The organism is Streptomyces sp. NPDC029044 (assembly GCF_040637495.1).
GTDB lineage: Bacteria > Actinomycetota > Actinomycetes > Streptomycetales > Streptomycetaceae > Streptomyces.
The window spans coordinates 142835-155062 of sequence record NZ_JBEZWN010000005.1; the positions used below are offsets into that span (position 1 = coordinate 142835).

A 12228-nucleotide genomic window follows, 5' to 3' on the forward strand; every position below is an offset into this window, starting at 1 on the left:
GCGGGGCGGTGGCGCCGGGTGACGGGGCGGCGGCCGCCCGCGGGACCGGGCGGGGCGTGCGGGACGGGAGGGGGATGACATGACCGGTGTGGAACAGACCGCGGGCCGGGGGGCCGGGGCGGGGCCGGTGCTGCTCGGCGTGCGGCATCACGGACCGGGGTCGGCCCGGGCGGTGCGGGCGGCGCTGGAGGAGGTCCGGCCGCGGGTCGTGCTGATCGAGGGGCCGCCCGAGGCCGACGCCCTGATCCCGCTCGCCGCCGACGAGGAGATGCGGCCGCCGGTGGCCCTGCTCGCCCACGCCGTGGACGAGCCCGGCCGCTCCGCGTTCTGGCCACTGGCCGGATTCTCCCCGGAGTGGATCGCCCTCCGCTGGGCCCTGGAACACCGCGTCCCGGCCCGCTTCATCGACCTGCCGGCCACGCACACGCTGGCCTGGGGGAGACAGGAGGACGAGGCGGAAACCGAGGGCGAAGGTCCGCCGGCAGTCGGGGAGCCGCCGGAGGGAGACACCGTTCCCGCCGCCACCGAGCTCCGGATCGATCCGCTCGGCGTGCTCGCCGACGCCGCCGGCTACGACGACCCGGAGCGCTGGTGGGAGGACGTCGTGGAGCACCGGGGCACGGGAGGGGGCGACGCGCTCGCGCCGTTCACCGTGCTGGAGGAGGCCATGGGCGCGCTGCGGGAGACCTACGGCAGCGGGGGTCACGACCGGGACCTGGTGCGGGAGGCGTACATGCGACTCCAGGTGCGGGCCGCGCAGCGGGAGTTCGGGGACGACGTCGCGGTGGTCTGCGGGGCGTGGCACGTGCCCGCACTGCGGGGGAAGACCACCGTCGCCGCCGACAAGGCGCTGCTGAAGGGGCTGCCCAAGGTCAAGACGGACATGACCTGGGTGCCGTGGACCCACCGCCGGCTCGCCCGGACCAGCGGGTACGGAGCCGGCATCGACTCACCGGGCTGGTACGGGCACCTGTTCAGCGCCCCGGACCGGCCGGTGGAGCGGTGGCTGACCAAGGTCGCTGGGCTGCTGCGCGCCGAGGACCGGATCGTCTCCTCCGCCCACGTCATCGAGGCGGTGCGGCTCGCCGAGACGCTCGCCGCGATGCGCGGCCGTCCGCTGCCGGGCCTGAGCGAGACGACCGACGCCGTGCGGGCGGTGATGTGCGAGGGCTCCGACGTGCCGCTGGCACTCGTCCGGGACCGGCTGGTCGTGGGGTACGAGCTGGGTGAGGTGCCGCCGTCGGCACCGGCCGTGCCGTTGCAGCGGGACCTCACCCGGCTGCAACGCCGGCTGCGGCTGAAGCCCGAGGCGCTGGAGCGGGAGCTGGAGCTCGACCTGCGCAAGGAGAACGACACCGCCCGCAGCAGGCTGCTGCACCGGCTGCGACTGCTCGGCATCGGGTGGGGCGAACCGGCCGCATCGCGGGGCAGCACCGGCACCTTCCGGGAGACGTGGCGGCTGCGCTGGGAGCCCGAACTGTCCGTGCGGGTCGCCGAGGCCGGCGTGTGGGGGACGACCGTCCTGTCCGCCGCGACCGCCAAGGCCGAGGCGGACGCCGTCGGCGCGGAGGGCCTCGCCGGCGTCACCGGGCTCGCCGAGCACTGCCTGCTGGCCGAACTGCCCGACGCCCTCCCCACGGTGATGCGGGTCCTCGCCGACCGGGCGGCCCTCGACACCGACGTCGGCCATCTCGCCCAGGCCCTGCCGGCGCTGGTCCGCTCCCTGCGCTACGGAGACGTGCGCGGCACGGACACCGGAGCCCTGGCGGAGGTCGCCGCGGGACTGGCCGAGCGGGTCTTCGTCGGTCTTCCCCCGGCCTGCGCCGCGCTCGACGCGGACGCCGCCGACGAGATGCGGGGCCACGTGGACGCGGTGCACGGGGCCGTGGCCCTGCTGGGCGACGCCCCAGCAGCGGGGCACGGCCGGCTGAGAGGGCGTTGGCAGGCGGTACTGCGCGTGCTGTCCGGGCGGGACACCGTGCCGGGGGTCATCCGGGGGCGGGCCGTCCGGCTGCTGCTCGACGACGGACAGCTGGCCCAGGACGAGGCGGCACTGCTGATGGGACTCGCCCTGTCACCGGGCACACCGCCGGCGGACGCGGCCACGTGGATCGAGGGCTTCGTCGGAGGGGGCTCCGGGGGCGGGATGCTCCTGGTGCACGACGAGCGGCTGCTCGGGCTGGTCGACGCGTGGCTGACCGGGGTGCCGGCCGAGGCCTTCACGGACGTACTGCCCCTGCTGCGGCGGACGTTCTCGGCGTACGAGCCCGGAGTGCGCCGGACCCTCGGCGAACTGGTCCGACGCGGACCGGGAACCGGGGGCGGCGCGACAGCCGCCGGTGCCGCAACGCCCGGCTTCGCGGCCGACGTGGACACCGAGCGCGCGGACGCGGTGCTGCCGGTCGTGCGGCTGCTGCTCGGACTGGACGACATGGACGAGAACACCGACGACAGCACCGACAACAACACTGACAACAGCACCGACGACAACCTGGCGGGGGTGACGGGATGACGACCGAGGCACTGAGGGAGCGGGCGACGGCACCGGAGACGGGAGCCACCGTGACGGGCGGGTTCCGGGCGGATAGGCGGTCGTCGACGACCGTGCCGGTGATCCCGCTGTGGGAACGGCCTCTGAAGGGAAGGCGGGCATGACGTCCGGGACGACGGACCCGGCGCAGGAGCGGCTGCGGCGCTGGCGGCTCGTCCTCGGGGGCGACGCGGCGGACGGTACCGGCTGCGCGCTGTCGGGGCAGGACGCGGCGATGGACGGAGCGCTGACCGCGCTCTACGGCAAGAAGGACGGCAGGTCGCAGGGAAGCCGGGAGCGTGCGGCGGGCCTCGGGGCCTCGGCGCCGTCGGTGGCGCGCTGGCTCGGGGACATCCGGACGTACTTCCCCGCCTCCGTCGTGCAGGTCATGCAGCGCGACGCCATCGACCGGCTCGGTCTCGCCACGCTGCTGCTGGAGCCGGAGATGCTGGAGGCGGTCGAGGCCGACGTCCACCTCGTCGGCACGCTGCTGTCGCTCAACAAGGCGATGCCGGAGACGACGAAGGAAACGGCCCGGGCCGTCGTGCGCAAGGTCGTCGAGGACCTGGAGAAGCGGCTCGCCACGCGCACCCGGGCCACCCTCACCGGCGCCCTCGACCGCAGCGCCCGGATCAACCGGCCCCGCCACCACGACATCGACTGGAACCGCACCATCGCGGCCAACCTCAAGCACTACCTGCCCGAGTACCGAACGATCGTGCCGGAGCGGCTCATCGGGTACGGGCGGGCTGCCCAGTCCACCAAGAAGGAGGTCATCCTCTGTATCGACCAGTCGGGATCCATGGCGGCATCGGTTGTCTACGCATCGGTGTTCGGGGCGGTGCTCGCCTCGATGCGGACGATCTCCACGCGACTCGTCGTCTTCGACACGGCGGTCGTCGACCTCACGGACCAGCTGGACGACCCGGTCGACGTGCTGTTCGGCACGCAGCTCGGCGGGGGCACGGACATCAACCGGGCGCTCGCGTACTGCCAGTCGCAGATCACCCGGCCCGCGGAGACGGTGGTCGTGCTGATCAGCGACCTGTACGAAGGCGGCATCCGCAACGAGATGCTCAAGCGGGTGTCCGCGATGAAGGCATCGGGCGTGCAGTTCGTGACGCTGCTGGCGCTCTCGGACGAAGGGGCACCGGCGTACGACCGGGAGCACGCGGCCGCGTTGGCGGCGTTGGGGGCACCGGCGTTCGCCTGTACGCCCGACCTGTTCCCGGAGGTGATGGCGGCGGCGATCGAGAAGCGGCCGTTGCCGATACCGGATGCGGCGTGACGGACGCCGTGTGAAGTGCCCTGGAGGTGGCGGCAGATGACGATGTGTCGATGGGTCGTCGTCCGACTTGATGCAGCAAAGCGGACATGACGGCCCATCGATCAGCAAGGGCTTGCGCAACCTCCGCACTCCCGTGCGAGGATCGGCGCCTGCTCGGCCGCGCTGGGTGCCGGCCGCGTGGTACCGCTTCCGTCGCACGGGAGGAAGCTTCCCCTCTTGAGCTGGTCCGCAGCCCTGCCCGGAGCCGCGTTGCGCACGCTGCGCACGGCGGCCGGGCGGCGTGCGCTCCAAGTGGCCTTTCTGGTGGGCGGGTTGCTCGTCATCGGGCTGCTGTGGGGCGAGCAGGCCCATGCGGAGAGCGGTGTGGACGGTGTGGTGGTGCCGGCACGGCCGGAGGGCCGGGCGGGGGAGGTCGTCAGCAGCCAGAGGTTCGTTCGGGCGGCCGGTGAGGTGGGGGGAGCTGAGCGCCGGGGTGCGGTGGACGCGTGGGTGAAAGCGTCCTCGTCATTGTCGTCACCCTCGTCATCGCCGTCATCGCCGTCCTCGCGGGCGCAGCCGCCGGAGCGGCCGTCGGGCGTGGAGTGTCGGGAGCTGCCCGGGCCGCAGCCGCACCGGGTGGTGCCGGACCTCTCGGCTGTCTCGGGCGTCCCGGCGGTCTCAGACCTCCCGGCCCCCGACGGCTCGCCGGGGCTGCCGCACGCACCGGCGCTGCCAGCCCTGCCCATGCTGCCCGACTCACCCGCGCTGCCGGACTCACCCGCGCTGCCGGACTCGCCCGCGCTGCCGGACCTGCCGGACCTGCCCGGCGTGGCCCCACCCCCCGGTGACCCCGACGCCGAACTCCCGGGAGCCCTCGCTCCACCCGCTCCACTCGCTCCACCCCATCTCCCCGCCTCCCCCGCCCCTGCCACTGCCGGCCCCCAACCGGGCGGGGCGGCGGCGCCGGACTCGGGGACCGTGCCCGCGGACGAAGCCGATCCCTCGCGACATGTCGGGAAGGCGGGCGCCGCGTCCACCGGCCACGAGCCCCACGCCGCCCCCGCCGGCTCGAAGACCCACGACATCGACGCCGCCCACCTCAGACCCGCCCCCCACCTGAGACCCGCCCCCCATTTCAGATCCGCCGTCCACCTCAGACCCGCCCATTCCCTCCGCCACGGAGATCACCTCGGCCGCCCCAGCCACCTGAGCCACCCCCGCCACCCCGGCCACCCCGGATCCTCGCCGCGCGCGGGACGTTTCCCGGCCGTCGGTCACTCGACCGGCGGTCGCCCCGACGGGGTGCTCGGCAACCGGTCGGTGGCCGACAGCGGCTCGTCGCGTCACGGCGAGGCCCACGCCGTCACCCCGAACCCCTGGGCGACGCCGCTCGCGCTCGTGTCCGCTGTGGGGGCCGGCACACCCCTGGCCGGGACCGGGTGCGGTCACCGGGACATCCCTCTCTTCCCCGGCTAGCACGGACGGCTGTCGAGGTCTCCCCGCCCCGGGCCCCCGGGGGAGCTCCTCGCCCGACCGACCCCGCCCGGGGTGCCCCGCGGCACCCCTCCCGCTCCCAGTGCTTCACGAGGCGTCACGCCCGGACGGCCGAAAGCCGTCGGCGGTCCGAGGCCGCAACCTCGTGGATGGGTCGGGCGGCCCCCATTGGGGTGGGGGACGCCCGACCAGGCGCCCCGGAGAGCCAGGCCCTGAACAGGGCCGTCGTGCTCCCTCCGGGGCGTCCGGCGGGCCTCACCGGGTCAACCCCATCCCGGTGAGGCCCCTCACCCGCTCCTCACATCCGGCACGCCGTGCCAGAGAGCGCGGCATCATGTGACAGGTATCACCGCTCAGGTGTGACCCTCGATTTAGAGGCCTCCCGGAAGCAGCGATAACCTGCGAGACGGACATGCCGCGCGCTCGGACACCGTGTGCGCCTCCCTTGTGACAGACAGCGGACGTCACGTTGCCCTCGCGGCACGCCCACGCAGACAACGAACCGCGAGATCACTGATAGGGACGGAAGCGCGTGGACCTGTTCGAGTACCAGGCGAGGGACCTCTTCGCCAAGCACGATGTACCGGTGCTGGCCGGTGAAGTCATCGACACGCCTGAGGCGGCCCGCGCAGCCACCGAGCGCCTCGGTGGCAAGTCCGTCGTCAAGGCCCAGGTGAAGGTCGGCGGCCGTGGCAAGGCGGGCGGCGTGAAGCTCGCCGGCACCGCCGACGAGGCGGTCGAGCACGCGACCAACATCCTCGGCATGGACATCAAGGGCCACACGGTCCACAAGGTGATGATCGCCGAGACGGCCCCGGAGATCGTGGAGGAGTACTACGTCTCCTTCCTCCTGGACCGTGCCAACCGCACCTTCCTCTCCATCGCGTCCGTCGAGGGCGGCATGGAGATCGAGGAGGTGGCGGCCACCCGTCCGGAGGCCGTCGCCAAGACGCCGATCGACGCCAACGAGGGTGTCACCGAGGCCAAGGCCCGCGAGATCGTCGCGGCCGCCAAGTTCCCGGCCGAGGTCGCCGACAAGGTCGTGAACGTCCTGGTCAAGCTGTGGGACACCTTCATCAAGGAGGACGCCCTCCTGGTCGAGGTCAACCCGCTGGCCAAGGTCGCCTCCGGTGAGGTCATCGCCCTGGACGGCAAGGTCTCCCTGGACGAGAACGCCGAGTTCCGTCAGCCGGAGCACGAGGCCCTCCAGGACAAGGCCGCGGCCAACCCGCTCGAGGCCGCCGCCAAGGAGAAGAACCTCAACTACGTCAAGCTCGACGGCGAAGTCGGCATCATCGGCAACGGCGCGGGTCTCGTCATGAGCACCCTGGACGTCGTCGCGTACGCCGGTGAGGCGCACGGCGGCGTGAAGCCGGCCAACTTCCTCGACATCGGTGGCGGCGCCTCCGCCGCCGTCATGGCGAACGGCCTGGAGATCATCCTCGGCGACCCGGACGTCAAGTCCGTCTTCGTCAACGTCTTCGGTGGCATCACCGCCTGCGACGAGGTCGCCAACGGCATCGTCCAGGCGCTCCAGCTGCTCGCCGACAAGGGCGAGGAAGTCACCAAGCCCCTCGTCGTCCGTCTGGACGGCAACAACGCCGAGCTGGGTCGCAAGATCCTCTCCGACGCCAACCACCCGCTGGTCCAGCGCGTGGACACCATGGACGGCGCGGCCGACAAGGCCGCCGAGCTCGCGGCTGCGAAGTAAGGGACGAGGGACTAAACAGCCATGGCTATCTTCCTCAACAAGGACAGCAAGGTCATCGTCCAGGGCATGACCGGTGCCACGGGCATGAAGCACACCAAGCTCATGCTGGCCGACGGCACGAACATCGTCGGTGGCGTGAACCCCCGCAAGGCGGGCACGTCCGTCGACATCGACGGCAACGACATCCCGGTCTTCGGCACGGTCGCCGAGGCGATCGAGAAGACGGGCGCCAACGTGTCCGTCCTCTTCGTCCCGCCGGCCTTCGCCAAGGCCGCCGTCGTCGAGGCCATCGACGCCGAGATCCCGCTCGCGGTCGTCATCACCGAGGGCATCGCCGTCCACGACTCGGCCGCGTTCTACGCGTACGCCGTGTCCAAGGGCAACAAGACCCGGATCATCGGCCCGAACTGCCCCGGTCTCATCACGCCGGGCCAGTCCAACGCCGGCATCATCCCGGGCGACATCACCAAGCCGGGCCGCATCGGCCTGGTCTCGAAGTCCGGCACGCTGACGTACCAGATGATGTACGAGCTGCGGGACATCGGCTTCTCCTCCGCCGTCGGCATCGGTGGCGACCCGGTCATCGGGACGACCCACATCGACGCCCTCGCCGCGTTCGAGGCGGACCCCGACACCGACCTGATCGTCATGATCGGTGAGATCGGCGGCGACGCCGAGGAGCGGGCCGCGGCCTTCATCAAGGAGAACGTGAAGAAGCCGGTCGTCGGCTACGTCGCGGGCTTCACCGCGCCCGAGGGCAAGACCATGGGCCACGCCGGCGCCATCGTCTCCGGCTCCTCCGGCACGGCCGCCGCCAAGAAGGAGGCCCTGGAGGCCGCCGGCGTCAAGGTCGGCAAGACGCCGACCGAGACGGCCAAGCTGGCCCGCGCCATCCTCGCCGGCTGAGCAGCGCCCCACGGCTCACAGACGGGCCCGCTCCCCGCACGGGGGGCGGGCCCGTCGTCGTTTCCACCACCGGCTTCCGCGGCCCTCCTGCGCGGGCCGGTGTCACCACGGCTGGGGCAGCAGCCGGTCCGGCCCTCGCTGCTCCTCCTTGCGCAGCTTCGCCCGCAGCTTCCGCTCCGACTCCGACAGCGGCCCGGGCGCCATCCGCGGCGGTACGCCCTGGACCGTCTCCCCCTCGGGCACCGGCGGCTCGTAGTGGGTCGGGGCCGTGCGCACGGTGAGGGCCGTCGTGCCGATCAGGGCGATCGTGAACGCGATGGCGGCCCGGGTCCAGAAGCGGGCCCGGCGTTCCCCGCCCTTGCGTACGACCGACGGTTTCGCGGCCCGCAGCCGCTCGACGGAGGCCAGTTCGACGAGCCGCCAGTGCAGTGTCTCCGGGTCCGCCAGCTCCGGCAGCCGCTCGGCGACCGCCTCGCGCGCGTGAGCCAGCCTGTTCACGGCCGCACGGGTGCTCGCCTCCGTCTCCGCCGCCGTCTCGGGCAGGCCGAGCCCGACCCCGTCGTAGAGCACCAGGGTGCGGCGGTAGGACGGCGGGAGCTTCAGCAGGGAACCCATCAGCGCGCGGTCGAACGCGTCGGGTGGCGGCGGCTCGGGGTGCCGGTAGCGCGGCCGGAACCGGTGCCACGGGGAGAGCGCGCACTCGTACGCCATCGCGCGCACCCAGCCCGCGGGGTCGCGGTCCCGGGCCACCTCGGGCCAGCGCTGCCAGGCGATCTGGAAGGCCCGCTCCACCGACTCCCGGGCCAGTTCACGGCGGCCGGTCAGCAGGTAGGTCTGCCGGACGAGGGCGGGGGCGCAGAAGGCGTACAGCGCGTCGAAGGCCTGATCGGGGGTCAGGGCGGCGATGGCGTCGTCCGGCCGGCGCGGGGGCGTCGTCCGCGGGCGTTCGGTGAGAATGACGCGGTGCCCGTGCGGGACGGGGGTGCGGCTCCGGTCGGGGACGGTGACGGGGCCGCGCCCCCGGTCCTTCGCGGCGGGCCGCTTCCGGTCGGGGGTGGCGGTCTTGCGCCGGGCGCGTGCGGCGCGGCGCGAGAGGACCGCCCCGGGCTCCGGTTCCGGGTCGGCGGAGTCGGCGGCGTCGGCGGCTTCGTCCTGAGCGGGCGACATTCCCGCCTCGTCGCCCAGTGCATCGAGCAGCTTCGCGTACTTCTCCCCCTTGCGGCCGCGCGGTGTGGAGCGGCCGGTCTCCCACCCCCGCACCGTCTCGCTGGTGACGCCCACCCGGGAGGCCAGCTGAGCCCGCGTCAGCGAGGCGGCCTCACGCAGGCGTCGGCGCTCCTTGGGCGGAGGGAGCGGGATGGCAGGGCTCTGTGTCACAGGGCGCGCCTCCGTCCAGAAAAGAACATAAACGTATTTTTAGCGACACAGCGAAGGTTCGCCTGTTACGCCGGTAAAGCGCGTGTCGTTGGGAGCATGGCGATCGTGATCGAGATGACCGCTCGCCGACGATCGCCGGCGCCCCTGCTCGCCCGGATGCGCGACCGTTCCCCCGGGCTGGTCGGCGGCCTCCTGGGGGGCGCGCTCGCGGCGGGCCTGGGGCTGGCGTCGTTCGCCGTGCTCGTGATGCTGCTGTGGATCAGCTCGCCCTACCCCGACAGCGGGCCCGGTGGCGCCATGCACGTGGCGGCGGCGCTGTGGCTGCTGGCGCACGGCGCCGAACTGGTCCGCACCGACACGCTCTCCGGCGTCCCCGCCCCCCTCGGCCTGCCGCCCCTGCTGCTGCTCGCGCTGCCGGTGTGGCTGCTGCACCGGGCGGCCCGGGACGCAGCGGACGGCGGGGGAGGAGACGAGGACGACGACTTCGAGGAGTACCCCGTGGCGCTCGCGGACCCGCCCCTGGTCTCCCCTCGCGTGGCGTGGGCGGGCGTCGTCCTCGGCTACCTCGCCGTCGCCGCGCCCGCCGCCCTGTACGCCGCGGGCGGTGTGCTGCGGCCGTCATGGGTGTGGACGGGGGTGTGCGTCCCGCTGGTCGCCGTCGTGGCGGCGGCGGCGGGCGTGTGGTCGGCGTACGGCCGTCCGGGCCGGCCGCTGCGGCGACTGCTGGGAATGCTGCCGACGGGGGTGCGCCCGCTGGTGCTCGGCCCGGACGGGCGCCCCGGTGTCGCGGCCCGGGCCGCGGCGGCCGGGGCCGTGGTGCTCCTCGGGGGCGGTGCGCTGCTGGTGGTGGCGTCGATGGTCGGCCATGGTGCGGCGACGCAGGCGTCGCTGCTCCGGCTGACCGAGGGATGGTCGGGGCGGTTCGCCGTACTCCTGCTGTGCGCGGCCCTGGTGCCGAACGCGGCGGTGTGGGGCGCCGCCTATGCCCTCGGCCCGGGTTTCGCCCTCGGCGCGGGCCACACGGTCGGCCCGCTCGCCTCGGCGCCCGCTCCGTTCCTGCCGCCGTTTCCGCTGCTGGCGGCGGTGCCGGAGCCCGGGGAGGGGGCGCCGGTGCACTGGGCGGCCGGGGCGGTGCCGGTGGTCGCCGCGCTGGTCGTGGGCTGGACGGTGGCCACATACGCGGCATCCGCGGAGCGCGGCGGCACCAAGCCGGGCGGCGGCACGAAACCGGGCGGCGGCACGAAACCGGGCGGCGGCACGCGGCCCGCGGTCTGGTCGGCCGGCCGCACCGCCCGGGCCGCCGCGGTGGCTTCGCTGCTCTGCGCGGCTGTGCTCGCGGGGCTGGCCGCGGTGTCGGGCGGCCCCATCGGCTCCGCCGTGCTGTCCCGCTTCGGCCCGGTGTGGTGGCAGGTCGCCGCCGCGACGCTGGTCTGGCTGGGACTGCTGGCCGTCCCGACGGCGATGGGGGTACGGGCCTGGCGGTGCCGCTCGGCCCGGCCGGAGGAGCCGAAGACCGGCAAGCAGCGGGAGACGGCGGCCTACGCCACGCGGGGGCAACGGCGGGTCCGGAAGCACGGCCGCGGTTGGTTCACGCGCACCGGCGTCGCAGGGGTGGCCGGGGTGGCCGGAGCCGCCGAGGGCGCCCGGGACGCCGGACGGGCGGGGCGGGACGAGGCCGGCGGAGAGGCCTGGGGCCTCGGGGATCCCGGAGCCGCCCGGGGGACCGACAACTGGGGCCGCAGCAGGACCGACGCCTCACCGGCCGACGGCACGCCGTCGCCCCACCCCTCGGAACCCACCCCGGACGCGCCCCGCGTTCCCCACGGGTCGGACCCGCGCGACCAGGACGGCGAGACGGACTTCGGCCTCTACGACTTCCTGACGTCCGGCCCTTCACCCGAGCCGTACGACATTCCGGCCCCGCCCGGCCGGTCCCAGCCGCCGGAAACCCCCTGAGGCGTCAGCCGTCCGTCCCCAGCAGCCCGCGGAGCTCCTCCGGCAGAAGCTGGGTGCAGGACTGCTTCGCCTCGTTCGTGAGGGCGTCGTTGGTGCACGTGTAGTAGTCGCGGTAGACCAGCTGCGCCGTGAAGGAGGCGGCGACCAGGGCGATCGCCAGCGACGCCGTGACCAGACCGCTCACCGCCGCCGTCGTCTGGGGGCGGCTGCCGCCCTGCTGCTCGGGGGCGGGGGAGGACGGGTCGGGCCTGCGGGGCCCCGCGCGCAGCGAGCTGATGGCCCAGTAGAGGGCGAGCGCGCCGAGCAGCAGGGCCACGTACGGCCAGCTGAAGAGGGCGAAGAAGAAGGCCCACATGCCCGACAGCAGGGCGTAGCGCGCCCGGCGCTGCGCGGGATCCGTCGGGTCCCAGCGCACGTTCGGGCCGCCGCCCTGGGGGCCGCCCTGGCCCTCGGGCCCGCTGCGGGGGCGATCACCGAAGCCGCCGGAGGAGCGGCCGGGCTGCCGGTCGCTCCACTGGCTGCCCCAGGGCGAGCGGTCTCCACCGTCGCCGCTGCCGGAGCCCTGGGAGTCGTCACCCGTCGGGCGCCGCGGCTGCCAGGGCCGGTCCGGTGTGCCCTCGGGCGGCGGGGCGAAGGGGTTGTCCTCCTGGGACCCGCGGCCCCGCCCCTGCCCGCCGTCGCCGCCCGAAGGCGCGTCGGGCGGTGAGCTGGGGCGCTCCCGCAGCAGCACGGCGCCGCGCTCCCCTCCCTGTGGCGACAGCTGGGGGAACGTGAGGAGTCGCAGGCTGCGGTCCGGCATCAGGTGAGCGTCTTCCCGTTGGTGAGGAGGAATGAGTGGACAGAACGGAACGGCGTCGGACCCGGGTCCGTCACCTCCTGAACGCACCACGTCCGGACGTCGTTCCCGAACCGGCTCCGTCCAGACGCTACCTCCCGGCCCTGCCCCCGTCCCGTGGGGGCCGCCCGGTGTGCCGGTATCGTTGCTGA

General features: G+C 74.1%; 8 protein-coding genes. 6 read left to right on the plus strand and 2 right to left on the minus strand.

All coding sequences use genetic code 11. From position 1 onward, the window contains the following. Positions 1 to 79: 79 nt before the first annotated feature. The 5 genes from AB0E85_RS06945 to sucD all read left to right on the plus strand — a co-directional run bounded on the left by AB0E85_RS06945 (position 80) and on the right by sucD (position 7908). Positions 80 to 2512, plus strand: a complete 2433-nt coding sequence (locus AB0E85_RS06945; RefSeq protein ID WP_361923374.1) for a DUF5682 family protein — start codon at positions 80 to 82, stop codon at positions 2510 to 2512. Positions 2513 to 2651: 139 nt separating this feature from the next. Next, the gene (locus tag AB0E85_RS06950) at positions 2652 to 3818 is read left to right on the plus strand and encodes a VWA domain-containing protein (protein ID WP_361923377.1); all 1167 of its coding nucleotides are present in this window, start codon (positions 2652 to 2654) and stop codon (positions 3816 to 3818) included. Between the two features lie 216 nt (positions 3819 to 4034). After that, positions 4035 to 5273 carry a hypothetical protein gene (locus tag AB0E85_RS06955; protein ID WP_361923380.1) on the plus strand — a complete coding sequence of 413 codons (1239 nt, stop codon included), beginning with the start codon at positions 4035 to 4037 and terminating at the stop codon, positions 5271 to 5273. Positions 5274 to 5823: 550 nt separating this feature from the next. Continuing rightward, the gene (sucC, locus tag AB0E85_RS06960) at positions 5824 to 7002 is read left to right on the plus strand and encodes an ADP-forming succinate--CoA ligase subunit beta (protein WP_184559479.1); all 1179 of its coding nucleotides are present in this window, start codon (positions 5824 to 5826) and stop codon (positions 7000 to 7002) included. A gap of 21 nt (positions 7003 to 7023) precedes the next feature. Further along, positions 7024 to 7908 carry a succinate--CoA ligase subunit alpha gene (gene sucD, locus AB0E85_RS06965; protein WP_062928672.1) on the plus strand — a complete coding sequence of 295 codons (885 nt, stop codon included), beginning with the start codon at positions 7024 to 7026 and terminating at the stop codon, positions 7906 to 7908. Positions 7909 to 8010: 102 nt separating this feature from the next. Here sucD and AB0E85_RS06970 read toward each other — a convergent pair whose 3' ends face one another. Next, positions 8011 to 9285 (minus strand): helix-turn-helix domain-containing protein, encoded by a 1275-nt coding sequence (locus AB0E85_RS06970; RefSeq protein WP_361923383.1) that lies wholly within the window; start codon positions 9283 to 9285, stop codon positions 8011 to 8013. A gap of 96 nt (positions 9286 to 9381) precedes the next feature. Here AB0E85_RS06970 and AB0E85_RS06975 point away from each other — a divergent pair, with 96 nt between their 5' ends. Further along, positions 9382 to 11241, plus strand: a complete 1860-nt coding sequence (locus tag AB0E85_RS06975) for a DUF6350 family protein (RefSeq protein WP_361923386.1) — start codon at positions 9382 to 9384, stop codon at positions 11239 to 11241. Between the two features lie 4 nt (positions 11242 to 11245). Here AB0E85_RS06975 and AB0E85_RS06980 read toward each other — a convergent pair whose 3' ends face one another. Next, the gene (locus AB0E85_RS06980) at positions 11246 to 12040 is read right to left on the minus strand and encodes a hypothetical protein (RefSeq protein ID WP_361923389.1); all 795 of its coding nucleotides are present in this window, start codon (positions 12038 to 12040) and stop codon (positions 11246 to 11248) included. Between the last annotated feature and the right edge of the window lie 188 nt (positions 12041 to 12228).